The sequence below is a fragment of the Bradyrhizobium daqingense genome (assembly GCF_021044685.1).
Classification (GTDB): Bacteria; Pseudomonadota; Alphaproteobacteria; order Rhizobiales; family Xanthobacteraceae; genus Bradyrhizobium; species Bradyrhizobium daqingense.
The window spans coordinates 5,674,398-5,697,240 of sequence record NZ_CP088014.1; the positions used below are offsets into that span (position 1 = coordinate 5,674,398).

Sequence of the window (22,843 nt, forward strand, 5' to 3'; positions counted from 1 at the left end):
GCATGCCAGCGGGGGCTGATGATCGCTTTCACATCGAAAGGCTGGCTGCGCATGACCGCAGCGGCTTTTGCTGCGGCAATGACCAGATTGATAGATACTTCCGGCAGACCGTCACGCAGGACGTCAAGCGCCGTCTGGCGACCTGTTTCGTCGCGGTCGAAACTGAGACCGACAAGCTGGCCGGGTTCTACACACTCACCTCGCACAGCATCCCTCTCAGCGAGATTCCGGTCGATCTGAGAAAGAAGCTGCCGCACTCTCTGCCGATTGGCGTCGCATTGATTGGGTGGCTTGGCCGGAATCTCGATTTCAAGGGACAGGAGATCGGCGAAAAACTTCTGCTCGATGCGATCAGGACTGTTGCCGATGGACCGGTTGCCGCGCACGCAATCATCGTCGATGCCATCGATGATAAGGCCGCCGACTTCTACCGCGGCTATGGCTTCGTCAACCTTGCTGCCGATCGGTCGGACCGAATGTATCTGCCCGTCGCGACCGCGCTGAAAGCGATCAAGGGATAAGGAAGACGCCCCCTGACCGCACAGGGCGCGATGAGCCTCCTCGGGTCATCCAGAGCCGAAGCGGCCGATTGCGCCCAGCCGGTGAATGCGCGGATAAAGGCGCCTGACGCTACTTAAGCTTGAGCGCTGCAGGAGGCTCGTCATGGGCTTTCGCTTTCGTCGCAGTTTTAAACTTGTGCCTGGACTTCGTTTAAATTTGAGTGGTAGTGGGGCCAGCGTCTCGCTCGGTCCGCGCGGCCTCCGCTATACCATCAGTTCTCGTGGCACGAGGACGACGCTTGGATTACCTGGAACAGGATTATCGTGGACAGCATACCAACCCCACGCGTCCAACGACAGTTCGCGGCCACCTGATGGCTCCATCCGTAACGTTAGCGATGCAAACACAGAACCGGCCACGACCGATCAGGGCGCAACCGTAATCGACAGCGCATCAATCGAGCAGTTGGTTGCAAATTCCACCATCGATATTGCTGGCGCATTGAACGCCAGCAGAGCGAGGTGGCGGGCATATAAAGGCGGCCTCGCTGTACTGTCGGTACTCTTTGTGGTTGCCGCTGTGGCGCTTGCCGGTTCGGCATTGACCGTCCCTCCGGCGGCAGCTTTCGTCGCCACTGCCGGCGCGGTGATTATCCTGGGAGCGATTTGGCTGCACGGTCGCCAAGCGAGCACGATTTCACTCGACTACGATCTATCTACCGATGAGCATGAGCGGTTCAAAGCTCTGACACGTGCGTTCGATGCACTGGCCGGTTGCAGCAAGATTTGGAGAATTCCGTTAGAGAAGCAGGAGGCGGATTGGAAGCGCAACGCGGGTGCGGCCAAAACGGTCGAACGAAAGCCGATTGCGCTGATCCGAGGTAATCCGCCCCACGTCAACAGTAACGTGGAGTTCTTACGGTTGCCGCTCGGAAAAGACCCTGTATATGACACCTGACGCAATTCTCGTGATGGCTGGAGGCGATGTTGCCGCCTTCCGCTATAGCGATGTTCAAGTCGAATGTAGGCCAACACGCTTCATTGAAGATGGCGCAGCGCCAAGTGACGCTCAGGTCGTGGGCGAGACATGGCAATATCTCAATCGTAACGGCGGGCCAGATCGCAGGTTTAAAGAATAACCGTCAGCTTCCCATTTGCTTGTACGGCGAAATCATTCAGGTCAGTCAGCGGGTTGAATGAGCGGATACATTGTTCTCGGGTCGATACATCTGAGGGATTTGCGTCGACTGCGTCTGCGATGCGTTCCGCAGACGTTACCGCAAACGCGCTCGATAGCACCCCCACGATTCCGTTGCAGATGGTTTCAGCTGGGCAAAAGCAGGGCAACGCGCTTGTCCTTTCGCTGTTCGTCTTAGCGGCCCATTATGTCGACCGCCTATTGAAGGGCGGCAAGCCCGCCGAAATGCCCGTCCAGCAACCCACCCATTTCGTGTTCACGATCAATCTGCGAACCGCAAAAGCGCTCGGCCTCTCGATTCCAGAAAGCGTGCTGGTGATGAAAGACAAGGTGATTGAATAGCTGGAGTTCTGGCTTCCGCGGCGTTTCCGTTTGCCCCTTTGCCGAGCTCCCTGCCCGGCTCGAACTGACGTCCGATGCCCTTAGCGAACTCCAGGATCGTCACTCGCCAGCGAGCCCACTCTTTCGCGCCTTCAAGTAGGCCGGCTCTTCGCTCAGCCATGGCTAGACCAGCCCTCCCAGCGCGCCGCCGATCAACGGCGCGACCCAGAGAAGCCAGAGCTGCGCCAGTGCCCAGCCGCAAACGAATAGCTTAGGGCCGGTGCTGCGCGCCGCCAAGGTGACGGCGGCAAGCCTGTGGGAATGCTTGCCGCCGAAAGGGGGTTAATCGACCTCCTGAACAACCATGCGGGTCTCGGGGTCAACCAGCATCACATGGCTGCCCGAGTAGACGTATCGGTACTTGGTCAGCGAGAGACCCCAATCACTTGGTCGCGAGTTCTACATCACGCGGCACCGGCGAGCCGACCACGATCTTTTCACGCGTCTCAACCGGACGGATCTTGTGTTCGGTCACGTAGGAGCGGATCTTGGTACGGTACTCCGGCTCAATCTGCACGGTTGCGCCTCGCGCAATGCCGGTCGTGGTCGTGACAGTGGTTTGCGCCATTGCACCCGTCGATACGAACAGAGCGGCGGCCGAAATCAGCATGAACTTCTTCATAGGGTTCTCCTCTGCCGCTAGATGCGTCCAGCAAAGAACTCTCAGCTCAAGGCAGTGTTCCGCCAGCGTAACGATTGTAGCTTTTGCCTGTTTTGCCCATAGGGGCGTAACTGAGGAGAGAGAAATGCCTGTACTTCTGCTTTGGGCTGTTCCGGCCGTTATCGTTATCGGTGGCGGCGTTTATCTGATTGGCCATATGCATTGATGAGGTCGTGCTGAAGGTATTTTACCTTCGCCGCTTGTCCGGAGGGTCGCTGCGTCCATAGCAGCGGCCCTTCATTTTGCGCAGGAACATTCGTCGGACTGCAGGAACATTCGTCGGACTGCCGAGTTTTCCCGATGCCCTTTGCCCGAGGGCAGACCCCAAGTGAAGTGGCCCCAGCTCACCGCCCCCCTGCGAGCTGGGGCTTACTTTTTTGTTGGGAGAGAAGAACCAGGACAGCCAGCTCCAGAAGAGCGCCACTTCTGGTGTTCCGCTTATAAACACACGCACCGAGAACAAATCACGACCGATTAATATCACAAATTGTTCTGAGCGGAGAACGCCCGCTGACATGTAGCTTACACGGGACGGCTCGGCTCGAGCCATTGATGTACTCTTAGTCCAAGTATTCCTTGCGAAGCTGACCGCGATCGGGGAAAACATGCAAGCGCGCCTATTTTGTAGGCAGCGCGAACGGCCTCAGCGTCCGAGCCAGCCCCGGACTTGCTTGGGGCCGTTTTGCTTTGGTCACATGCCTGTGGCATGGCCGTTGCACAGTCCAGACCAACTGGGATTTCAGCGCTCAGTTTGAGAATGAAACGCTGCCGGGACCTGGATTTCGAGCCCGGCAGCGTTCTCGTTTGAGACAGATGGGACAGCCCCCCCGAACGGCCCGCCCTCTCTGCCCTACATGGGGTACCTCATCCCAAATGACGCGGTTTGCTGTGTCGGCGAGCGCCGACCGTCCATCTGGGTAAATCGGGGTATCAAGCGACTTGAGGCCCATCACATGGACGAATCCTGACTACCCTGATCTAAAGTTCCGTGGAAACGCAATCCATATCGCGAAGCAATATCGCCGATCGAATCATGATCTGCCGCGCCTCAAAGACCAAGGAGACACGAACGTGCCCGAAGGACTGACCGCCAAGAAGCTGCTCGACATGCAAAGCTGATCAAGACCGTACCGGTGATGCTGCAGATCATCGTGACATCGAACGCGGCCAGGATCACCGACGAGCGGCTATTCCCGGAATCTCGCAAGCGATCGCGCCGGACCTACAAAAAGCTGGTGAAGAGATTCGGCGGCGAATTTCGGAAGGTGCCCTGCATCATTGAGATCGGCGACAAGACGTATGTCCCATGGCTTCCACCGTTCGGCCAGTCGGCAATGCCCTGAATTTACTTCCGCCTCTGGCGAGAATGGCTCAAAGGTGCCTCTGACTTCCATCCCGTTTGCGACGCAGCATTTGAAGCGGGTGCGACGATGTGTATCAAGCTCGTAGCTCCCTCTTAGGCTAATCTCGACAACCTGCAATTGTTTAGGACAATTTGAACTGCTGGGTGCCTTCACTGCCCAGCGTCCCGCGTGCTGAGAGGAGGCTTTTATGTTCCTCAAGCGGTCACTTTTTCCTCTATCAATCGCCATCGGTGCTTCATTGTGCAGCATCCCAGGGGCAGGTGCGGCAGATCGGCTCGAAGGTGCGATGACTTTCTGGGAGGCGCGCCTGCCATTCTGCGAAGGTTTCTTGTCAAAGGAATATAACGAACCAAAAACACGTGAAGATGGCACGACTTATTTCCTGCCTTGCAACGATGGCGACACAATTCTTTTCAGCGGGCTGACCTGCAGTGTGGGAGACAAGCGAGGGTGCGATACCGTCAAGAGATCGCAGGGACCTGATGGTCGATGGTGGCGCTCTCCGCGGAAGCTACGCGAAGGTGCCGCTGATGGAGGATCGGAGACAACTTTTAGCAACGACCATGCAGCCGGTGTATGGGCCTACATCGCAGAGGAGCGCGACACCGGAGCTTTTCGCAAATGGACAAACTGGATCAAAAGGAATGAAAAGATTCTCGGGTTTATTCCGAGATATTGCGAAGACAACCGTTGCGGTTTCAAATTCATGGATTGTCCCATGCTTGACCGGCTCGCTGTTGTCCTCAATGTTGCGAATCCGGTCTGTGACGAAGCTCCCCTCCCTCCATTACCCATTGTTCTGCCTTCACCCACGAAGATCATTCACGAAACCCGCAATGCACTCAATGGCGTGGAGAATGCCATTAAGAACCTACCCGGCGGTCAGCTCATCAAATACGAGCCAAGCAAGATCTTAGTAGAGAAGCAGCTCGCCGAAATGGAAAATCTCAGCACAAAACTTGAGGATCTTCGTTCGCGAATTATGGTGCTGGCGCGCGTTTCTGCCGACACGGCTGGAGTCATTGGACGACTAAATGCGATCGTGAACGATCCTGGTTTCTCTCGTCACAATATTGCGGTGGATGCTTATCTCTTGCAGAAGTACACGGCAATCGCGAGCCCGATGACTCAGGACGCGGTAAGGAAAGTCGCTGCGGTCGAACCAAAAAACGCCTTCATCAATTTCGTGGCGTACGGACCAAGCCCTGAGATGGTCGGCTTGATTCTCGACAAGTGTCGCACAGAGGACCCGAAGGACGTAAGGCCGCGTTTCCAGTGGATTTGGGAACGCGCTGACAATGACGCGAGCGATCCACCTCGCGACACTATGTATTGGGACTGTCTGTTTGCCGCTAAATTGTACAAGGGGGGCGCTGTTCAGAAAGTGTCACTGCCAGAGCTTCCCGGCATGATCGAACTCTATAAGGTGGAGCAAGCTGCATTCGACGGCGCCAAAACTCGCGCCGAGGAAGGTATCGCGGCGATTAATGCGTTAATCAAGAAGCCAACCGTGGGAAATGCTTTAGACGCCGCCACAACGCTGCAAGAAATCCCGCGGGAAGCGGTGGGCGGTGCCGCCGCGCAAGGGGCCGCTGCTGTAACGGGCGGCGTTGTTGGGGGCATTGCAGGAAAGAAGGCGGGCCAGCAAGCTGGCCAAGCAGCAGCAACAGTCACCAAGACCATCGCAAATCCTGGTCCGGCGGTTCGGAGAACTGTTAAAAGGGTCTGTCCGCGATGTTAAGGTTTGCACGCTTCGCGATTGGCGCGACGCGGATATGCTTAGCGATCGCTGATGTGGCGCGCCAAGTATGTCTCGCAGATGCGCGCGAGTGCATTGCCTTGCGGCGACCGGTTCGGATTTGCATCGCCCGGCTTACGCGGCTGGATCGCAAGCTTGATCGCCCGATCGACCGTCTCTCATTGATCGCCGTACAGTCGTAAGTCGCGGTATGGGGACCGGTCGCCATCCGGCAATTCTGGCATCGCTTCCAACTCGCCGACGCCGACGGACAGCCGCGAGAACTCGCCCTCGGTAATGCCGGTTAGCGATAGTTCAAAGCCGCCTTCGAGGAGGTCGTTCAATTCGAGCCGGAGCATCTCGTCATCCCACTCGGACGCATCTGTCAGCCGATTGTCGGCGATGACATAGGCGCGCTTCTGCTGATCGCTCCAACCGCGCGCGACGATGACCGGCACCTCGGGAATGGCGAGAAGCTTGCCCGCCGCCAGTCGCCCGCACAGTCGGGCGCGAGCTGCGCGCTGAGGGCGAGCGCAGTGCCCGCACCCTCTTCCTTGCTGCCGGCCGCGGCCCGCTCAGCATGGCCGATGCTATGGAACTATCCCGTCGGTCGACCGCCAACGTGAACCGCACCATTGCAATAGACGTCGAGATCATGAGGGACACGGTTCAGCGCCTCCGCCACCCATCCGTTCCGCTTGTCGGCATCACCGTTGCGCGGGATTTGAAGATCGGTCTCGAGCGACACCGCGGCCAGCAACTCGGCGCGCATACTCTTTCATCAGATCCTCGGCCGCAAACCTTCATGGGCCTCGAGATCATTGAGGATCCTGCGATGCCGAGCGGCACCTTTGAGATCATCACCAACGGTGATGCATTTGCAGATCGCGTCCGCGAGATCAGGTCGCGGTAGCGGGATCGTCGAGTGGTCGCAGGCGCCGGGGTCAAACCGGCCTAGTCGCCCTTATGGGGAGCAACCCCTACTCTGCCGAGGGCCTGCGATGAATTGGGAGAGCGCGCCTGGATTCGAACCAGCGAATGCCGGGATCAAAACCCGGTGCCTTCAACCGGACTTGGCTACGCGCCCGAAATGGTCCTGCCAGAGATCTCTAGCCGTTGATCTAAGTGAAGGTGAACGCTGAGTCTTGCGACGCTCACGCTTGACGGTAAATGGCACGAGTTTCACATTAAATCCCGAGTTTAAAATGAGTCGGGGATTGCCGTGGGTATTTACTTACTCTCACTCGCGGCGTGCATTGTCGGGGTTCTTCTGTTCATGGCATTCCATCGATAGGGCCGACAGCGGACGCAAGCGTTACCGTGAATCCTCAACCCAAAGCCGAAATTAACAATACAAGCTGGTTGATTTTGACTGTGCACAAATGCGCGCGTTCAATTCCAAAGATTGGAGGCGAACGTGTTATTCAATTTATTGCTCGTTATGCTCATCGGCGTCAGTGTAGCGGTCCTTATCGCCCATGCGATTGACGCAATCCGTTCGTGAGGCCGGCTCGCATACCCCTCCTTCGCGGGTTCAATCGGACAGCACGCGGTTTCTGATCTGCAGTGCTTGCGCGGCCCTTAACTGCGCCCAAGCGATGGTCTACAGGCACACTTGGAACCATCAGCGCGCTCGCGTCCAGCCGGGTCGGAACGACACTGAGACGCTCACACCCTCTTTTTCGCGAACCTCCTCGTGGTTAGGCATCGGAGCTCCGGCGTATGCAGCCCCCCGCGCTTCAGTAGCGCAGTCTCACCGCATGTCGAAGCGAGCGGCTCGTACTTAGGATGGAGAGCATCCCCAGCATCATCAGCAATACGCCTAGCCAAGTTGCCGTCCGGCTCGCCGTCTGATTAGCAGCCTCCACGAGCCGCACTCCGATCGGCATGGCCGGGGGTTCGGGCGAAGCCACCACATGATCGGCCGGCGCGGCCGCTAGAAGTTGCTCAACATCGACTTGGCTAAGCACTGAGGACCGGGACCGGCGGCCAACCGCAGAGATGAGGGTAGCCGACATCGGAGCGGCGCCGGTATCGAGATCGAAGGTAGCATCAGCCGCCTTAACTTCGACGTGAGGCGGCCGGTACGACTCGGCCGTTGCCGAGCGCAGCAACTCTGCGCGTGCATCGATGATCTCGCTTTGTCTAGGCGCCGAGGTCCCGCCGCTCTTGTCCAAACTGGTGGCCCCAATTTTAGCCACGCGCTGACGAATGGTCTTCTTCACCTTCGCGACACCCTCGGTCAGGAACCAGCATTTGCGGTGCCCGTCCATTCGATACACCCAATGCTGGCCGTCAGGGGTTGAGCTGCCCGGCCGTCCCAAGCATTCCAGTTGCGGTGGAGAGGTCATCGTAGGCTGGGGTGCAGCGGCAATGAAAATATCGGCAAAAGGATTAGAGGAAGCAGGGACCGCCAAAAGACTTGCAGTTAGAACCAAACTGACGAAGCACAATCGCGAGTAACCGGACATCGAGAACTCCCGGTGTTACGCCCCCCATCCCGGCACAAGCCTTCGCAACAACATGGGCCCCCATGCGGCTTAAATCTGGCAGGGCAATGAATTATTGTGCGCCTGACATCCATCTGACTCAAATATGCCGGTCCAGCTCTTCCGGTGAAGACCTAGCCTTGTCATGTCAGCAAAGCCCATCCGCAATCCAAATTCAGCCGAGAGCCATCCAACGCCCCGATCGCAACATTTCGGTGATAGGTCGTGAACACTGACCAAGACTATCCTAGAAACTGCGAGCGGCAGTTCTTCAAAGCCGCCAGAAGCGAGCATCTTTTTGCTGGTTTTTCCCGAATGAGAATGTCAGACTAGTTTCTATTGAGAAATTGATTTTCAGGGACATTGCGATGGGAAAACCTGCCGTTTCCCGTGATGCATTCCGCGGGTTGTTCGCATTCTATGCAGCGAAGGCTCACCACGAACATAAGACCGAAGGCGAACACTGCCTGCTGCGGCTGTTCGGATCTGCGGAAGACATCCCCGATAGCTTGCTATTGCTATGGTCGGACAGAGCCGAACTGCTCGGCTCCGAGACCGTTGGATGCATATTGGAGCCGCGAGCCCGTCAAATCACAGAGGGCAACGCGCGGTACGACCATGCCAGCGACTTCCTGCACACACTGCTGAGAGACCTCGGAAGAAAAGTGCAGTGATTAAATCCATTGTCTATCGTCGCTGCACCGGTCAGACCCGCAGATTTTCTGCGCTGCTCTTGCCCCCCTTACGATCAAGCTGGACTTCATACGAGACCTTCTGCCCCTCAGCCAAGCCCGATAGCCCGGCGCGCTCCACCGCGCTGACGTGAACAAAAACATCCTGGCCACCGTCATCGGGTTGGATGAAACCAAACCCCTTCGGATTGAACCATTTCAAAGTGCCTGTTGCCACGTCCGCCTCCCGGTTGAACAATGACCGTAGCCTAAGTCGTTCCGCTTAGGGCTGACAAGCAAATCTGGACGACCCCAAAATCGGGAAGTGCGCGAGGCACCAATCGTCGAAGCAGGCGAATTCAGGCGTCCGCCGCTGAATGTGAACTAGTTCACACGTCGGGAAAGAAAAGCTCACTAGCATAGACACTTGCGCAGACGAACATACGCAATGTCTTGCAATTTGCTCGGGGTCGCCTGCCCCGTTTATCCGAATGGATTTGCGTATCCGTCGCGGGACACAACGATGATCAACGACCGTTTAACGCGTGCACATCGCAACAATATTGGGCGCTATCGTCTCTTATTGCAAAGCAATCTAACGGAGTGCGAGCGCCAGTTTGTCGAAAGACGATTGAGCGAAGAGCAATCTAAACTTGAAGTATTGCTCAGTTCGTGCTCGCGCGAAGCGGGGCGATCTATTGAATGCGTCCCCAAATAGCCAGTTGCGCTCGCTCTTCGGTTGCGGTTGGCTCACCATTTTAGGGTTTAACCGATGGCGATCCAATTGCTTGTGGCAAAGGTTCTTAGAGACGAGCTTGCTTTACTAGGCATTCGAACCTTAACCGAACAGGAGTCCGAGACCATTGCTGCTCGGATCTTCGAGCGGATTACGGAGCTCAAGCTAGATCTTGCCGCCCGGGACTTCGTGATCCCCTCGAGCGGCGGCAACGGCACAACGTGAGAACCTTGAACAAGGGGGTACTTGCGCAATCGTGCAATGGCTTGTGGATATTCTCCATTAGGTCAATGCAACTGTATTTTCCGAATCGAGGCTCCATGGTCGCTCGCTTATGCGTCGCATTTGCGAGGTTTCTAGGCGTGGGCCAGTTTCTGTCGATGCTGCTGCTAACAACAGCTGTAGTCCTAACCGTATGCTTCGGGGTGGCAGCCTGGCGCCTCTCCGGAGAAAAGGACGTCGACATCACGGGCCAAATTCCAAGCCAGTCCTATGGCTGGAAGGCGCCAGCCAACCGATAGCCCTCCCATAGCGCCGCGCGTGAAATCTGGATCGTCCTAGCGGAACGAGGCCCTCTCCGCCGGTCCAGGCAGGGAGCCGTTTCACGATGGATAGAATCTCCGGTTTAAAGCCACAGCGGACCTAGGAGCTGCGGGAGAAGGATCGGCCGGCTGAGAACAAGCTCGCTGGCCCGAAGCCACCTATCGCGAGACTGCCATTGCTCTGCCGCTCCTGCCAATTCATCCGTATTTTTACCGACTCGGAGGAGTATCTATTGCTCTCCCGCAGCGGTTGCGCTTGAAGTCTTTTCGACTGGGGGATTTGAGCATGCGCATTTTCATGGTCGCGGCGGGCTGCGTCACGCTGGCCGGCTGCATGACGGCCGGCGAGACTGTTTCATTCAAGGCGTCCAATCCGCAGCAAAAAGCTCTCATGAGGGACGGGCAGCCCGCCCTCGTCTCCCGGCAGAAAAGCTCCGTGCTCCTCGTTCGACCGGCAGCCCGTCAGCTGCAGGCGAACGGACGGCCCGTATTCGTGGTGGGCATCAATAACCTGAGCCGCCAGCCTGTCGAATTCCGGGTTGGACCAGTCGAGGCAGTGCAGCACGCCGCCGGCTCGGACTTCGAAATGAAGATCGTGACCTACGAGATGCTGGTGCAAGAGGAAAAGAACCGGCAGGTCGCCGCTGCGCTGCTCACGGGAGTGGCGGCCGGCGCCAACGCATACAGCGCCTCTCGAGCCGGCTATGGCCACTACACGACGCCGAGCGGTCGAACTGGCACTTTCTACAGCCCTACCGCAGCAGCGATCGCTCAGGGCAACGCAGCCGCTCAGAACGAAGCGATGATCTCTGCCACCATCGAGACAGGCCAGCGCAACATGGCCGTGCTGGAGCAGGCCGTGATAAAAGACAATACCCTACCCCCTGGTGAGTGGTTCGGAGGTCAACTGCACCTTGCGCCACCAACCGACCAGGGCGGAGCTCAAAAGAGTTACACGATCGTAATCACTGTGGGCTCCGATCGTCATGTCATTGACGTCGCGCAGGGACCGCCTGGAGTTTAGCAGATGACATTCAGAGGCTGCATCTGTTGGCGGCTGACCACGGCAATCGCTCTCCTCGCTGCCGCGTGCACGTCTGCTTACGCAGCCTGTGGCGATAACGGCGGCCCGGGATATCGAAACCAGTCTGGGAAGTGTGTCGGATGGGAAGCGCTCGCGCGCCAATGCGGCAATCCACCCTCCACGCACTGCACACCCGAGAACGTCGCTGCGGAATCGTCTGATGCTGCAGCAAAGGGCTCCACTATACGCGCCCTCATGGATCGCGCTCATGCAGATAGAGCTCGCTCCAACCGGTAGCAGTCGCTGGCGCAGGGCATACTAGGTGCCCGCCAGACTACCCAACTTTTGCAGTTGACCAAGGCAGAAGTGCCCTGACCGATGATCGTGACTGAGGTACAGGATCAGGCCATAGCTGCGCGAATGGCGCTGATCGTTGGCGCGAGCCGGTTCGACAGGCTCTTCAAAGCCGTTCGATTTGACGAGGTCGACGGCGATATCCTCTACGTTTATGCCCTAGATGAGGACGCGGCGGCTGAGATGGAGGACGAGTTCGCACTGCACATTTCGATCATCGCCTCTAAGATCCTCGATCGGCAGATCAATGTAGTGCTCGTGCTTCCGCGGCAACTTATGAAGTCTGAACGGTAGCGGAGCTTGGCACCTCCAGGCGTTCGTGAGATTAGGCGCCATCATTCGATCGGCGGCAGCTCGCGCTCTGGAAGGTAGAGGACTTGCAGAACGCCCCACGTATGGCGCGACCTTCGGTCGGCCTTCGTGCTTAACGGCTCAAGCGGCGCTTCAACGCGCGGATCAAGTCAGTCGAGCGCCTAAACCTGTTCCGATAACGTTTCCTAGCGAGGCCTTCGGTCACAATCAGCGGCCGCTCGGGAATGCGGTCTCTCGACGTCAGGATGTAGTCAAGGGCTTCCTTATTACAATCGTCCAGCCTGATCACGACGACGATGCCCGGACGCTGCTTGGAGCTACGTCGTAGCGTCCAGGCCTGACAATGCCGCTGGGGATGCCGCCAGGATCGGGCGACGCGCAATGATATGAAGGACCCATCTTTCACCGCCAAGCAGCCTCCCGTCCGCTCAGCAATGAGGGCCGGGCTCACGGAAGGCACGCTAGCAACAATTTCCGCAGCCAGTTGCTGGACCATGCTCACGCGGTCGCCCCGCGTATCGATGTAACTGTAGTCTGCTGCAGGAGCGAAGCCGATCAGCGCATATGCTTTGCGAAGGCTGCCGAAGCGGCGTTCATAGATTGACGCGCAAGGTATCCCCTTCGCACGATTGATCGCATCGGCAGACAAGGTGCCCAGGCGGAGTTGAAGAACGCGCAACTTCTTGAGCAACATGTCAGAGGACAGGGGTTGCCGCACCCGACGTTCGATAATCTGCTGAGCGTCATCGAACACATTACGAGCTACGATGGGTTCAAGGGCGCCCTCCTTGCGGATCCACTTGGCCTTGTCATTAATAACGCGAGGTTGCCGCAAGTAGCTCGATGTCCGATAATAGATGGTGTTGCCGATGTAGTTTTCATTGCGAAGGATGCGGCCGATCAATTGGAGACTCCACGGAACGCCGCGATGGTTGCTTATGCCCCGTGCATTCAGGTCCCGGGCGATGTCGGTTTCTCCTCTCCCGCCCACGAAACTTTCGAATATCCACCGCACGACCGCGATTTCGTCGGGGGACCCTGCCCGTAGCAAGACTCTGTCTGTGTGCAAGGCCTTCTGCTCGCCGGGCTGGAGAAAGCCTCTCGATTTGCCCGCTGCGTCGACCAGTTCTCTGCGCAGGGCAAAGCCCGGCCGCCCACCCACCCGATAGCCGAGGCCGACGATGCGGCTGTGTCCCGCAAAAACCTTTGCCGACTTGTCGCGGCTGTCCTCGGCCGCCATCAGGCGCTTCATGCTTTTCCAGAGGCCCGACATCGGGCTTCCATCGTTCTCGAAGATTTCAGCGCAGTAGATCACCTTCACACCGGCGAGCTTGCAAATGAACTCATAGTAGGCACTCTCATCCGGGTCCTGGAACCGTCCCCAGCGGCTGACGTCCCTCACCAACACCGTGGCGAAATCAGCTGCCCCCGATTGCACGTCGTTGAGCAGATCGATAAGGCCTGGGCGATTGTTGATCCTAAGCCCGCTTATTCCCTCATCTATGTACGTGCGCACGATCTGGAGTTGATGCTCGGCCGCGTAGCTCGCGATCAAAGCCATCTGATTTGCGATCGAGTATTGTTGTCGGTCTGTCGACATTCGGATGTATTGGGCTGCGCGCGGTTCATGCTCGCGCCGTCGCGGCAACTTGGCACTTTGGACAGTGAGTGCAGTTCCCATCGAACGCCCTCCCGTTTGGCCACGTTCAGCCTATCAGCCAGCCTGAAAGCCAAGATGCGCCGTGCTTGCCGATCCAGCCAAGTGCGAGCGAACCCGCCACCGTCGCCAAGGCGGACCAAAACCAGGGCCGAGGGCGGACGGCGCTGATCGAACGCAGGTACAAGAACGCGCCCAGCGTGCCGTAATTTCTCCTAAAGTCCCCATTGAGCTTAGCGATCTTTGACAGCTCAGACGAGCCATCGGTTCCGTCGGTCATTTGGCGCTGATCTCCATCGTTGGAAGCCAGCGCTCTATAAACTCCTGTTTTGCCCGACGGAGCAATTCAAATTTCGGTAAAACAAAATATCTCCGCGTCGCCGTTAGTTGGTATTGACCTATCTGTTGCGATCAGTTGGCAGGTCTCCCCTATCCCCAGCGGCTGGTTCTGGGGACCGAGTTGCCGTTAATCTAGTGCGCTGATCAAGGAGTGAGTCGCGGGCGGATAACAGATTCCACGCCAGGCTCGACTGAAGGCCGATGTCTGCAGCTCGCATCATAAAGCCCCCTCCGATGTCGGGAGGCGACCGTAAGCATTATGCCCGAGAGCTTCACAAGGCCGAGGTAAGTTTCGCGCATCTTCTTGAGGATGCTGCGACGGCTCATGCTGCTGCAGACGCGGCGCGCGCCAAGGCCTACGCACTCGATTGCCTGGCTTGGAACACCGGTCTGTTCATCGGAGAAGTCGACCAGCAATCGCCAACGATCAAGGCCGCTATCGCCGGCGGGTTTCCGCTCCTTGAAGTACGCTGCGACCATTGCAAACACACTGAGTTCGTCGACCTGTCGCTTGTGGTGCAGCCCCGCGAGAGGCAAGTCTCACTGATGCGCAACTATCTCTATTGCAGCCCTTGTCAGCGGACCCTCGGCAAGAAGCGCCGGCCCGACCTGATCGGTCTCCGCCCCGTCGGCGATCCGCAACCCGCAGCACCATCACGTCGCCCGAAGAAAGCCTCCTAAGAATGTGCTTCGCCGGCATCTGGACCAACCGGACGTCGGTCCGCAAGGTCAAGGAAGGAGAGACTACCAACGATCTCTACGCTTTCCTCACGACCGAGCCGAACACAGAGGTGTTCGCCATCCATCCAAAGGCGATGCCCGTGATCCTCACCACACCAGAAGAGGTCGAGACCTGGATGACGGCGCCGACCGAAGTGGCGCTGAAGTTGCAACGCCCGCTTCCGGACGGCGTGCTTCGGATCGTCGCCCGCGGCGTGAAGGAAGATCCTGCGCCGACGGCCGCGTGAACCTTGATCCGGGCCAAAACATGTCGCCCCGCGCGACTCTTGCACCGCTCGTTCGTCGACCCTTGACATCAGCAGGCCAATCGAACAAAGCTAGAACAAACGATTCAACGCCACAAAGGTCCGCTTGGCTAAACTGCCGCAACTGCCCGTCTATTATTATCTCGACCACTTCTCCGAAATGCTCGGGTTCGTGCAGCGAACGTATCAACCCGTTCTCGGTCCGGATCATCACGCGTTCATCACGCGCTTCGAACACCTCTCGAGAGATGCCCGTTGTTTGTTGGTCCGGATGATCAACCGACGTGGTGCCATATTCAACCGATCCCTGTTCAGCTATCCCGAAATTGATGATGTCGAGCGGGCAGTTTGCGATTTGACCGCGGCCGGTCACGCTCGCGAGCTCGACGAGGCCGACTATGCCGCCTTCGTCTCATGCCAGCCAAAGGAGGTCCTGGTCACCGGAGCACAAGCGGCCGGGCGAGGCGACGTCCGCAAATCCTGGTCGAAGCCGAAGTTCATCGATTACTACCTGCAGCTCATCCCCTTCTCGGTCGCGGCGCAGCACTGCGGCGCCCGCAATTTCATCGCTCTGGAGGGAACGCGGCCGATCGAGTTCCTGCTCTACCTGTATTTCGGTAAGACCGAGGTGAGCTTGAAGAACTTCGCGCTGCGCGACCTGGGGATCCTCCGCACCAACCGCGAGACCTCGTTCATCGCGCGCTTTATCGATGCCGAGGAGGCACTTGCCTCCTTCCACTACAGCCAGGTTCTCGACAGCCTGGAAATGGGATCAGAAGCCATCCATAGGCGGGCCGCCATCGACGTACTCTCTGGGCCCGCCTGCACGACCCAGTATGCGGTCGATCTGCGTAGCCGAGCCGCGCATCAGACGGGACTTTTCTTTGAGAAAGCGGACGAGAGCGATTTTGCTCGTCAGCTCTACCGTGCGGGGTCTTCGCCGGATTGCAACGAGCGCCTGGTCCGGCTGCTCTACAATGCCGGCGACAAGACAGAGGCCGAAGCGCTGCTCCAGCGGATGATCGATGATCCCGCCAGCGACCAAGAACACCTTTTCGCTACCGACTTCTACGCCCGCAAGTTCGGCGGACAGCGCACCGGTCTCCACACCGAACTTTTGCGGTCCGGCCGCACGATCACCGTAGACGACACCCATCGCGGCAATCCCGAGGCGGGCGTCGCAGGCGTGCTGCGGCGCGAGGGTACGAAGGTCTACTTCACCGAGAATGTCCTGTGGCACACGCTGTTCGGCCTGCTTTTCTGGGACGAACTCTTCGAGAGCACCCGGATGCCAAGCGTGTTCGATTGGCTACCGCACTGCCTGAAGGACCGCAGCTTTCGTCGGCTGTTCGCCGCGACAATCGACGAGAAGCTGGCGGCCATCGCGTCCGGGTCTGCCCTGCCATTGATCCTCCGCACGCTCGCAGCGAAATGGGGCCGCCCAAACGGGATCTTTAGCTGGGATCATGTGCAAGTGGAGGCGCTGCAGGCGCTGCTCGAAGGATCCAATCCGGGCGGTGTAGCCTGCATTGTCCGCAGCATGTGCGACGACTTCCGCGGAATGAGAGACGGTTTCCCCGACCTTATGCTGGTGCGGGACGGCAAAGCGTCCTTCATGGAAGTCAAGGCCGAAGGGGATGTGATCCGCCGCAACCAGCTGACCCGCCTTCGCCAGCTCGGCGCTGCCGGTATCATGGCCGAGATCGGTCGGGTGGATTACCGTTTTGACCCCGAGCAGGATTACGTAGTGGTGGATATCGAGACGACCGGCTCCTGGTCGAACGGCGATCGCATCACCGAGATCGGTGCGGTGAAGGTTCGCAATCACCGCATTGTCGACGAATGGCATTCTCTCATCAACCCGCAACGCTCCATACCCGCAAAGATCGTTCAGCTGACCGGCATCATGAACGAAATGGTTCGCGACGCGCCTTTGTTCGCAGGAGTCGCGGATTCATTCATGGAGTTCATGGGGGACGGCATTTTCGTCGCTCACAATGTCAGCTTCGACTACGGATTTATCGCGTACGAGTTCGAGCGCCTCGGGCGGCGCTTCAGATTTCCAAAACTCTGCACGTGCGCCGGAATGCGGCGGCGCTATCCGGGACACAAGTCCTACGGACTTGGGAAGCTTTGTGAGATTTACGGCATAGACCTTAAAAACCACCACAGGGCTCTATGCGATGCGCGAGCCTCAGCGCATCTGCTGAACCTGATAAACGAAAAGCGCACGGTAGAAGCACCTCCGACCGCGGAGGCTGCGTAGCTTCTTTTGGAGGCCCGGGTAAGCCTTTTCTAATGCTTCTCAACGTCCGGGTCTGGGACGAAGTGGCTGAAATCCGGCTCTTCTATCCCGGCGTCGATGTCGGGTGACCGATTACAGGCGCATGGCTCACCCGCACCACACTGACAGCCGAACTCCTCACTCCACGCTCGGTCAGGATGGTTCTCGCAGACAAAGCCGACACCTCGACATATGGGGCAACTGGGATTGATCATGGCATGAAAAAGCGCGCGGGCTTTGCTCCAGAGATCGTAAGCATACCGCGCGCCTCGGTTTATGCCGCCAGCTCTTTACGAACGGCGGCCGCCGAATTTCCTACCTTATCCACCGCCTTCTGCAACTCATCCTTCGACACACCAAGCTCCTTGGTCCAATATTTGACCTCGAAGGCTTCATGCATGTTGATCTTGCTGCGGTCACGCTGGTCCCGCTTGGTGAGATTGTCGCTCATCCTTCTCCTCCATCGCCTGTACAAGCCGTTCATCGTCAAGAACGGTCAGCAGGTCATTGATCGTCTTCTCGCAGTCCCGCTGGCCGGGCTCGACATGGCGAGCCAGGATGGCCTGGGCTTCTCTAACCGCTTGGGTTACGCGATCCGGCATGCCGGTACTCCACTCACTTGTGGAGAAAACGCCGTCAGGAACGACGTGTTCCTTTGCTGAGGCCCTTGAACGAACTCGCGCGTAGCAGCCCTTCAGACGTGATGTCCCGGTATTCGACGTCGGCGTAAAACTTCGGCTCCACCCAGGTCGCTTTGGGCTTCCTAATCGGCTTGGTAAGCTTCTGCTTTGGGCTGACGACAGTATCGAGAGCCTTGCGGATCTCCGCCGACTTCGTCCGGCTCCAGCCGGTCCCGACCTTCCCCATATAGCGCAACTCCTTCCCCTCCTTCTTCCCGAGGTAGAGAGCAGCGACGCCACCGGGGTCTTTGATAAACCCGACGACGGGGAATTTGCCCTTCTGTACGACTTTGATTTTCTGCCAGGCTTCCACTCGCTCTGATCGATACGGCGCGTCAACACGTTTCGAAACGATGCCCTCATAGTTGAGCTTGCTGGCGGCTTCGAACAGCGCTTGCCCGTCCCCTTCGTGGTGTTCGCTGTAGAAGATGGGCTCCTCCAGCTCGTTGCTCTCAATCAGATCCTTCAGCAACCGCTTGCGCTCAATCTGCGGCTCTTTGCGAAGGTCCTTCCCGTCAAACCACAGGAGATCGAAAGCGAAGAACTGCAGGCGGTCTTGGTCGCCTCTGGCGAGATCGGCTTGGAGTTCGGAGAAATTGGTGCGGCCCTCATGGATGACCACCACCTCGCCATCAACGATGGCCTGCCCTTCTATGTCGAAGGCGCCGGCAATGACAGAAAACTTGTGTGTCCAATTGAGACCGTTGCGGGTGAAGACCTTCCGGTCATCGACGTCGATGTGGAGCTGGATGCGGTAACCGTCGTATTTGACTTCATGAATCCACTGAGACCCGGAAGGTGCCTTCATCTTCAGGGTCGCAAGCTGGGGAGCAATAAACCCCGGCATCGAAAGGGCTGCCGGTTCTTTCACCGGTGCCTTGGTACGCTTCGCCACTAACGCAACTCACAAAAAGCCCGCCGCCGGTGTTGGGAGCCGACGGCGGGCAGGAAACCTACCTTCTTCACGAGTCCAGCAACGTTGAAGACCGCAAGGAGTTCCAAAGACCCGCTGGCCTCAACGTTCCAGCTTGCGCTTGGCCGCAACGGGTGCCGATGGTCAATCCGGTCCTCCTCGAAGCTAATCGAACTCCCGGCGAGAGCCGGCGTTTACTGACATCATGTCAGACGCATTCCATTACTTTCGGGCCTACGCTGTCCGAGCTCTCTGCAAAGCGAGATCCATGCCGCGGGGCAGGATGAAGCATCTCCAGCTGGTGGCCGGCCGGATCTACAATCTCCTCAAGAAGGAAGCTGCCTACGGCCCCAATATCCAGCACCTTGAGGACTTTCGCGCAGCCCAGAAGCTCGAGCGCTCTCTCGATCGCCGGCCAAGTGACCACTCAGGCGGTAGCCCCACTCCGGCTGCGCCGCTTAGCGCGGATCAGGAGGCTCGCTGAATGCCCTCGCTTGACACTCGCGGTGTGGCAAGTCTGCTGCGAGAATATGCGCGGCGTACCGCCTTGCGGGGTGGCAATCCATACCGGGCAAAGGCCTACTCTCGGGCCGCCGACCGCTTGGCGACTCTTGCCCTCCCGCTGGACGTCCTCATCGCCGAAGATCGCCTTACGGAAATCCCGGGCGTCGGCGATGCAATAGCCGAGATCATCATCAAGCTTCACAAGACGGGCACTCACCCGAGCCTCGAAAAGCTGCGGAAGGAGATCCCCGAGGGCGTGCTCGAGATGCTCGCTGTGCCCGGCCTCCGCCCGGAGAAAGTGCTGCGCCTCTACAGGGATCTCGGCATCACGTCCCTGACGGAATTGGAGGCCGCCGCCAAGGACGACCGTATCAAGAAGGCCAAAGGACTAGGCACCTCGCTGCAGACCAAGATCCTGCAGAACCTCGCGATCGCCAAAAGCGGAGAAGGCCGCCTCCATCTGCACCGTGCCGCCGCCCTGCTGGCACACGCGAAGGACTCGATCCGCAAGACCCGTCCCGAGCTCAAACGCGTGACGATCGCGGGCGATTTCCGGCGAGGCTGCGAACTCGTCGGCGACCTTGCGATCGTTGCCGAGGCCGCCAAATCAGACAAGGTGTCGATGCCGTCGGCCTACGGGCTGCAAATTCGCGTGTCCGACCGCAAGCATTTCGGCGCGGCCCTTCTCTTCGCAACCGGCTCCACCGCCCACATCGAGCAGCTCCAAGCCTTAGCCGCCGAGAAGGGCATGCGGTTGGACGCTGACGGCCTGCACAAGGGCCGCACACTGGTCGCCGGCGAGGAAGCTGAGATCTACCGCGCCCTCGGTCTGTCCTTCATCGACCCTGAGCTCCGGGAGGGGCGCGGCGAGATCGAGCTGGCTCTGAAAGGCAAGCTCCGAAAGCTTGTCACCGACCAGGACCTGCGCGGCATCCTTCACTGCCACACCGATGCCTCCGACGGCATCGAGACCCTGGAGACTATGGCTAAGGCCACGCGCCAGCGAGGCTTCGAGTATTTCGGGGTGGCGGACCATTCCAAGTCTGCCCACTATGCCGGAGGTCTCTCCGTTGAGGAGATCGCGCAGCAGCACCGGGAGGCCGATCGACTGAACAAGCGCTACGGGAAGGACTTCCGAATCCTCAAGGGTATTGAGTCCGACATCCTGGCCGACGGGTCGCTCGACTATGACGATGACGTTCTGGAGCGCTTCGATTTCGTGGTCGCCAGCATTCATGGGCGCTTCAAGCTGGATCGCAAGGCGCAGACGCAGCGCCTGCTTCGGGCTATTTCCGACCCTCACACCACCATCATTGGCCACATGACGGGACGACAGCTCCAGCGACGGCCGGGGTACGAAATCGACGTCGAGAAGGTGCTGCGGGCCTGCGCCAAGCACGATGTCGTCGTCGAGATCAACGCTCATCCATGGCGGCTTGACCTGGACTGGCGCTGGCACCAGGCGGCGCTGGAGTTCGGCTGCATGCTGAGCATCAATCCGGACGCACACTCGATCCCCGAACTCGACCACATGCACTGGGGCGTCCAAATGGCCCGAAAGGGCGGCGTCCCTGCCGATCGGGTCCTGAACGCGATGAAGCTTCCCGAGATCTCGCGCTACTTCCGCCAGAAGCGGCGCTCGCTCGCCCACGCAGCCTGATGCCGCAGGCGCACGATCTCTCGCTCGAGGGGAGTGTCATGGCGGTCGCCGCCGATCGCGGGCACCACTTCAGCAAGCCAACTCAGGACCGCATAATCCTGGTGGAAGGCCACGGCGTCGAAGGCGACGCCCACGCCGGCCCGTTCGTCCGGCACCGCTATCTTGCCCGTCGTCAGCCGCACCTTCCCAATTTGCGGCAGGTTCACCTGATCCCATCCGAGCTCTTCGTTTCCCTTCACGAAAACGGCTTCGAGATCGGAGCGGGCGACCTAGGCGAGAACATCACCACCGCCGGCTTGGATCTCGAACGGATGCCGCTCGGGACGCGAATCGAGCTCGGGCCGGCGGCGGTGGTCGAGCTAACCGGCCTCCGGACGCCTTGCGTTCTGATCGACCGCTTCCAGCGCGGCCTTAAGCAACAGGTGCTCTCGTCAGCGGAAATGGGCCCTCCGTTCAAATCCGGGGTGCTGGGCGTGGTGCGGGCCGACGGGACGGTCGCCGCTGGCGATGCCGCGCGCGTCCGGCTCCCGTCCTCGCCATTGCGCGCCCTGCCGGCTCTGTAGAAGCCCCCGCAAGGCTGGCGACCCCCCCCGGCGGCTCTTTCTTGACCTCGGTCTCTTTCGGGCCTTCGCTCTGGCGCGTTCGCGGCTCTTCGTCATCGCGAAGCGGCTTGGCGCGCTGATGGAACGCATGGCTGCTTCCACGCCGGAGTCCGAAAAGCAGCAGCTCGTCCTGCCGACATTTAGCGGTCGTCAACCGCCTCTCTCTACCGGGCTCGGAATCCTGCTGATCGACACACGCGCCGGCCATGCTGTGCAGGAACGATTCAATAAAGCGTGAGTTCGTCCTCAAATCCAAGAAGGAAAGCAAAAGGATGAAGCGATGACACGATCAGTGGAGGAGTTGAGACGCGAGTCCGAGCGCAGCCGCGCCGAACTAGCGTCAACAGTAAGCCGATTGAAGGATCAGATATCGGAGACCGCCGACGACATTCGTCACAAGGTGTCGCCGCAGCACATCAAATCTGAAGTCAGCGGCTATGTCAGCCACAAGACCCAGAGCTGGGTCGAAGGAGTGAAGCAACAGATCATGGACAACCCGATGGGCGCGCTGGCTGCGGGCGCCGCCGTAGGCGTTCCGTTGCTGCGGAGGGCGCGAGGTGTGCCGTTGCCACTGCTGATGATCGGCGCGGGGCTTGCCTTGACGTCCAAGACGGTGCGCGATCGCGCTGCAGACGCCACCGGTCCGGCTATGGACCAGGCGGGCCGAATGCTCGAGGGGGTCACCGAGAGCGCCCGCGGTATGCAGGGCGATGCAGCAGAGACCCTATCCTCCGCTCAAGGCCGAGCCGCAGGGATAGCTGGTGATGTGCAGGAGACGGCGGCCGGCCTCGCCGCAGATCTGCGGGAAAGCGCGGAGAGGGCCGCAAGTTTCGCAAGTGAAAAGCTGAGAAGCGGTATGGATGCGACCAAGGATGCCGCTTCGAGTGCGCCTGATCAGGCGCGTCAGACCATCGGTGACAATGCCGCGCTCATCGCAGGGTTGGGCATCGCAATCGGCGCCATCATTGCCGCCGCTCTTCCGGCGACGAAGGCCGAAGCCAAGGTGATGGGGTCGGCGAGCGACGGGGTGAAGCAGGCTGCGGCCACTGCGGCTGAATTCGGCTTAGAAGCCGTCAAGGACGTGACCAATTCGGCGGCCGATGCTGCATCGCAAAAGGTTACCGAGGCCGATCTCGGCAGCCACGCCAGCCGCATCACGCAGAACATGGCCGACACATTGAAGGAGGCTGCCGACGATGTGGTCAAAGCTGCCTTTAGCCCCTCCCAAACCAACACCTGAAGGAAACA

The 22,843-nt window shown here is 59.0% G+C and carries 25 protein-coding genes, 1 tRNA gene and 2 pseudogenes; 17 read left to right on the top strand and 11 right to left on the bottom strand.

Annotated features, from left to right (window positions below):
* Window positions 1–2: 2 nt before the first annotated feature.
* From LPJ38_RS26895 to LPJ38_RS26905, 3 genes are all read left to right on the top strand, one after another.
* The gene (locus tag LPJ38_RS26895) at window positions 3–521 is read left to right on the top strand and encodes a GNAT family N-acetyltransferase (protein ID WP_145630067.1); all 519 of its coding nucleotides are present in this window, start codon (window positions 3–5) and stop codon (window positions 519–521) included.
* Between the two features lie 142 nt (window positions 522–663).
* Window positions 664–1,458: a DUF4236 domain-containing protein gene (locus tag LPJ38_RS26900; RefSeq protein WP_145630066.1), complete on the top strand. Its 795-nt coding sequence runs from the start codon at window positions 664–666 to the stop codon at window positions 1,456–1,458.
* A 300-nt stretch (window positions 1,459–1,758) separates the two neighbouring features.
* Window positions 1,759–2,040 carry an ABC transporter substrate binding protein gene (locus LPJ38_RS26905; RefSeq protein ID WP_145630065.1) on the top strand — a complete coding sequence of 94 codons (282 nt, stop codon included), beginning with the start codon at window positions 1,759–1,761 and terminating at the stop codon, window positions 2,038–2,040.
* Window positions 2,041–2,202: 162 nt separating this feature from the next.
* Here LPJ38_RS26905 and LPJ38_RS26910 read toward each other — a convergent pair.
* The 3 genes and pseudogenes from LPJ38_RS26910 to LPJ38_RS26915 form a co-directional block, all read right to left on the bottom strand.
* Window positions 2,203–2,310 (bottom strand): annotated as a pseudogene (locus LPJ38_RS26910) (aquaporin); the annotation flags it as partial.
* 51 nt (window positions 2,311–2,361) lie between these two features.
* On the bottom strand, window positions 2,362–2,448 hold the full coding sequence (locus LPJ38_RS38165) for a hypothetical protein (RefSeq protein WP_347339017.1): 87 nt from the start codon (window positions 2,446–2,448) through the stop codon (window positions 2,362–2,364).
* 13 nt (window positions 2,449–2,461) lie between these two features.
* A complete protein-coding gene (locus LPJ38_RS26915; protein WP_231088413.1) occupies window positions 2,462–2,701 on the bottom strand; it encodes a DUF1236 domain-containing protein in 240 nt (79 codons plus the stop codon).
* Between the two features lie 1,175 nt (window positions 2,702–3,876).
* Here LPJ38_RS26915 and LPJ38_RS26920 point away from each other — a divergent pair.
* Both LPJ38_RS26920 and LPJ38_RS26925 read left to right on the top strand, forming a co-directional pair.
* A complete protein-coding gene (locus LPJ38_RS26920; RefSeq protein ID WP_145630064.1) occupies window positions 3,877–4,083 on the top strand; it encodes a hypothetical protein in 207 nt (68 codons plus the stop codon).
* Window positions 4,084–4,291: 208 nt separating this feature from the next.
* Window positions 4,292–5,845 (top strand): hypothetical protein, encoded by a 1,554-nt coding sequence (locus tag LPJ38_RS26925; protein ID WP_145630063.1) that lies wholly within the window; start codon window positions 4,292–4,294, stop codon window positions 5,843–5,845.
* Between the two features lie 176 nt (window positions 5,846–6,021).
* Here the strand turns inward: LPJ38_RS26925 and LPJ38_RS26930 are convergent, their stop codons facing one another.
* Window positions 6,022–6,300: a ParB N-terminal domain-containing protein gene (locus tag LPJ38_RS26930; RefSeq protein ID WP_145630062.1), complete on the bottom strand. Its 279-nt coding sequence runs from the start codon at window positions 6,298–6,300 to the stop codon at window positions 6,022–6,024.
* 164 nt (window positions 6,301–6,464) lie between these two features.
* Between LPJ38_RS26930 and LPJ38_RS26935 the strand changes: the two genes are divergently transcribed.
* A complete protein-coding gene (locus LPJ38_RS26935) occupies window positions 6,465–6,755 on the top strand; it encodes a hypothetical protein (RefSeq protein ID WP_145630061.1) in 291 nt (96 codons plus the stop codon).
* A 98-nt stretch (window positions 6,756–6,853) separates the two neighbouring features.
* Here the strand turns inward: LPJ38_RS26935 and LPJ38_RS26940 are convergent.
* Both LPJ38_RS26940 and LPJ38_RS26945 read right to left on the bottom strand, forming a co-directional pair.
* Window positions 6,854–6,929: transfer RNA gene (locus tag LPJ38_RS26940), tRNA-Gln, on the bottom strand.
* 652 nt (window positions 6,930–7,581) lie between these two features.
* Window positions 7,582–8,313, bottom strand: coding sequence for a hypothetical protein (locus LPJ38_RS26945; protein WP_145630060.1), 732 nt, complete (start codon window positions 8,311–8,313; stop codon window positions 7,582–7,584).
* 386 nt (window positions 8,314–8,699) lie between these two features.
* On the opposite strand from LPJ38_RS26945, the gene LPJ38_RS26950 reads away from it, so the two are divergent.
* Window positions 8,700–9,005, top strand: a complete 306-nt coding sequence (locus LPJ38_RS26950; RefSeq protein WP_145630059.1) for a hypothetical protein — start codon at window positions 8,700–8,702, stop codon at window positions 9,003–9,005.
* A 31-nt stretch (window positions 9,006–9,036) separates the two neighbouring features.
* Here the strand turns inward: LPJ38_RS26950 and LPJ38_RS26955 are convergent, their stop codons facing one another.
* Window positions 9,037–9,240 carry a cold-shock protein gene (locus tag LPJ38_RS26955; RefSeq protein ID WP_145630058.1) on the bottom strand — a complete coding sequence of 68 codons (204 nt, stop codon included), beginning with the start codon at window positions 9,238–9,240 and terminating at the stop codon, window positions 9,037–9,039.
* Between the two features lie 534 nt (window positions 9,241–9,774).
* Here LPJ38_RS26955 and LPJ38_RS26960 point away from each other — a divergent pair.
* From LPJ38_RS26960 to LPJ38_RS26970, 3 genes are all read left to right on the top strand, one after another.
* Window positions 9,775–9,963: a hypothetical protein gene (locus LPJ38_RS26960; RefSeq protein ID WP_145630056.1), complete on the top strand. Its 189-nt coding sequence runs from the start codon at window positions 9,775–9,777 to the stop codon at window positions 9,961–9,963.
* Between the two features lie 603 nt (window positions 9,964–10,566).
* Complete coding sequence (locus LPJ38_RS26965; RefSeq protein WP_145630055.1) at window positions 10,567–11,304, top strand: hypothetical protein; 738 nt, start codon at window positions 10,567–10,569, stop codon at window positions 11,302–11,304.
* A gap of 378 nt (window positions 11,305–11,682) precedes the next feature.
* Window positions 11,683–11,952 carry a hypothetical protein gene (locus tag LPJ38_RS26970; RefSeq protein WP_145630054.1) on the top strand — a complete coding sequence of 90 codons (270 nt, stop codon included), beginning with the start codon at window positions 11,683–11,685 and terminating at the stop codon, window positions 11,950–11,952.
* 130 nt (window positions 11,953–12,082) lie between these two features.
* Here LPJ38_RS26970 and LPJ38_RS26975 read toward each other — a convergent pair whose 3' ends face one another.
* Both LPJ38_RS26975 and LPJ38_RS26980 read right to left on the bottom strand, forming a co-directional pair.
* Entirely contained in the window at window positions 12,083–13,651 is a 1,569-nt protein-coding gene (locus LPJ38_RS26975; RefSeq protein WP_145630053.1) for a recombinase family protein, read from the bottom strand.
* A gap of 25 nt (window positions 13,652–13,676) precedes the next feature.
* Window positions 13,677–13,907 (bottom strand): hypothetical protein, encoded by a 231-nt coding sequence (locus LPJ38_RS26980; RefSeq protein WP_145630052.1) that lies wholly within the window; start codon window positions 13,905–13,907, stop codon window positions 13,677–13,679.
* Between the two features lie 293 nt (window positions 13,908–14,200).
* On the opposite strand from LPJ38_RS26980, the gene LPJ38_RS26985 reads away from it, so the two are divergent.
* The 3 genes and pseudogenes from LPJ38_RS26985 (at window position 14,201) to LPJ38_RS26995 (ending at window position 17,218) form a co-directional block, all read left to right on the top strand.
* On the top strand, window positions 14,201–14,647 hold the full coding sequence (locus tag LPJ38_RS26985; protein ID WP_145630051.1) for a hypothetical protein: 447 nt from the start codon (window positions 14,201–14,203) through the stop codon (window positions 14,645–14,647).
* Between the two features lie 5 nt (window positions 14,648–14,652).
* Window positions 14,653–14,934 (top strand): annotated as a pseudogene (locus LPJ38_RS26990) (SOS response-associated peptidase family protein); the annotation flags it as partial.
* 124 nt (window positions 14,935–15,058) lie between these two features.
* The gene (locus tag LPJ38_RS26995; protein ID WP_145630050.1) at window positions 15,059–17,218 is read left to right on the top strand and encodes a 3'-5' exonuclease; all 2,160 of its coding nucleotides are present in this window, start codon (window positions 15,059–15,061) and stop codon (window positions 17,216–17,218) included.
* A gap of 292 nt (window positions 17,219–17,510) precedes the next feature.
* Here the strand turns inward: LPJ38_RS26995 and LPJ38_RS27000 are convergent, their stop codons facing one another.
* Together LPJ38_RS27000 and ligD are read right to left on the bottom strand one after the other, a co-directional pair.
* Window positions 17,511–17,687 carry a DUF3606 domain-containing protein gene (locus LPJ38_RS27000; RefSeq protein WP_145630048.1) on the bottom strand — a complete coding sequence of 59 codons (177 nt, stop codon included), beginning with the start codon at window positions 17,685–17,687 and terminating at the stop codon, window positions 17,511–17,513.
* Window positions 17,688–17,872: 185 nt separating this feature from the next.
* Window positions 17,873–18,811 (bottom strand): non-homologous end-joining DNA ligase, encoded by a 939-nt coding sequence (gene ligD, locus LPJ38_RS27005; RefSeq protein ID WP_231088414.1) that lies wholly within the window; start codon window positions 18,809–18,811, stop codon window positions 17,873–17,875.
* Window positions 18,812–19,313: 502 nt separating this feature from the next.
* Here ligD and LPJ38_RS27010 point away from each other — a divergent pair.
* The 4 genes from LPJ38_RS27010 (at window position 19,314) to LPJ38_RS27025 (ending at window position 22,835) form a co-directional block, all read left to right on the top strand.
* Window positions 19,314–20,993: a DNA polymerase/3'-5' exonuclease PolX gene (locus tag LPJ38_RS27010; protein WP_145630046.1), complete on the top strand. Its 1,680-nt coding sequence runs from the start codon at window positions 19,314–19,316 to the stop codon at window positions 20,991–20,993.
* Window positions 20,993–21,556: an MOSC domain-containing protein gene (locus LPJ38_RS27015; protein WP_145630045.1), complete on the top strand. Its 564-nt coding sequence runs from the start codon at window positions 20,993–20,995 to the stop codon at window positions 21,554–21,556. Before LPJ38_RS27010 ends, LPJ38_RS27015 begins: the two co-directional genes overlap by 1 nt.
* Before the next feature lie 127 nt (window positions 21,557–21,683).
* On the top strand, window positions 21,684–21,833 hold the full coding sequence (locus LPJ38_RS27020; protein WP_158644738.1) for a hypothetical protein: 150 nt from the start codon (window positions 21,684–21,686) through the stop codon (window positions 21,831–21,833).
* Window positions 21,834–21,875: 42 nt separating this feature from the next.
* Window positions 21,876–22,835: a DUF3618 domain-containing protein gene (locus LPJ38_RS27025; RefSeq protein WP_145630044.1), complete on the top strand. Its 960-nt coding sequence runs from the start codon at window positions 21,876–21,878 to the stop codon at window positions 22,833–22,835.
* Window positions 22,836–22,843 lie beyond the last annotated feature (8 nt).

Coding starts and splice junctions, on each gene's coding strand:
- LPJ38_RS26960 (WP_145630056.1), top strand. CDS start 9,775: ATGGCGATCCAATTGCTTGTGGCAAAGGTTCTTAGAGACGAGCTTGCT.
- LPJ38_RS26920 (WP_145630064.1), top strand. CDS start 3,877: ATGCTGCAGATCATCGTGACATCGAACGCGGCCAGGATCACCGACGAG.
- LPJ38_RS27025 (WP_145630044.1), top strand. CDS start 21,876: ATGACACGATCAGTGGAGGAGTTGAGACGCGAGTCCGAGCGCAGCCGC.
- LPJ38_RS26985 (WP_145630051.1), top strand. CDS start 14,201: ATGTCGGGAGGCGACCGTAAGCATTATGCCCGAGAGCTTCACAAGGCC.
- LPJ38_RS26950 (WP_145630059.1), top strand. CDS start 8,700: ATGGGAAAACCTGCCGTTTCCCGTGATGCATTCCGCGGGTTGTTCGCA.
- LPJ38_RS26900 (WP_145630066.1), top strand. CDS start 664: ATGGGCTTTCGCTTTCGTCGCAGTTTTAAACTTGTGCCTGGACTTCGT.
- LPJ38_RS26945 (WP_145630060.1), bottom strand. CDS start 8,313: ATGTCCGGTTACTCGCGATTGTGCTTCGTCAGTTTGGTTCTAACTGCA.
- LPJ38_RS26965 (WP_145630055.1), top strand. CDS start 10,567: ATGCGCATTTTCATGGTCGCGGCGGGCTGCGTCACGCTGGCCGGCTGC.
- LPJ38_RS26905 (WP_145630065.1), top strand. CDS start 1,759: ATGCGTTCCGCAGACGTTACCGCAAACGCGCTCGATAGCACCCCCACG.
- LPJ38_RS26980 (WP_145630052.1), bottom strand. CDS start 13,907: ATGACCGACGGAACCGATGGCTCGTCTGAGCTGTCAAAGATCGCTAAG.
- LPJ38_RS26925 (WP_145630063.1), top strand. CDS start 4,292: ATGTTCCTCAAGCGGTCACTTTTTCCTCTATCAATCGCCATCGGTGCT.
- LPJ38_RS26975 (WP_145630053.1), bottom strand. CDS start 13,651: ATGGGAACTGCACTCACTGTCCAAAGTGCCAAGTTGCCGCGACGGCGC.
- LPJ38_RS26915 (WP_231088413.1), bottom strand. CDS start 2,701: ATGAAGAAGTTCATGCTGATTTCGGCCGCCGCTCTGTTCGTATCGACG.
- LPJ38_RS26895 (WP_145630067.1), top strand. CDS start 3: ATGCCAGCGGGGGCTGATGATCGCTTTCACATCGAAAGGCTGGCTGCG.
- LPJ38_RS26970 (WP_145630054.1), top strand. CDS start 11,683: ATGATCGTGACTGAGGTACAGGATCAGGCCATAGCTGCGCGAATGGCG.
- LPJ38_RS27010 (WP_145630046.1), top strand. CDS start 19,314: ATGCCCTCGCTTGACACTCGCGGTGTGGCAAGTCTGCTGCGAGAATAT.
- LPJ38_RS27015 (WP_145630045.1), top strand. CDS start 20,993: ATGCCGCAGGCGCACGATCTCTCGCTCGAGGGGAGTGTCATGGCGGTC.
- LPJ38_RS27000 (WP_145630048.1), bottom strand. CDS start 17,687: ATGAGCGACAATCTCACCAAGCGGGACCAGCGTGACCGCAGCAAGATC.
- LPJ38_RS27020 (WP_158644738.1), top strand. CDS start 21,684: ATGGCTGCTTCCACGCCGGAGTCCGAAAAGCAGCAGCTCGTCCTGCCG.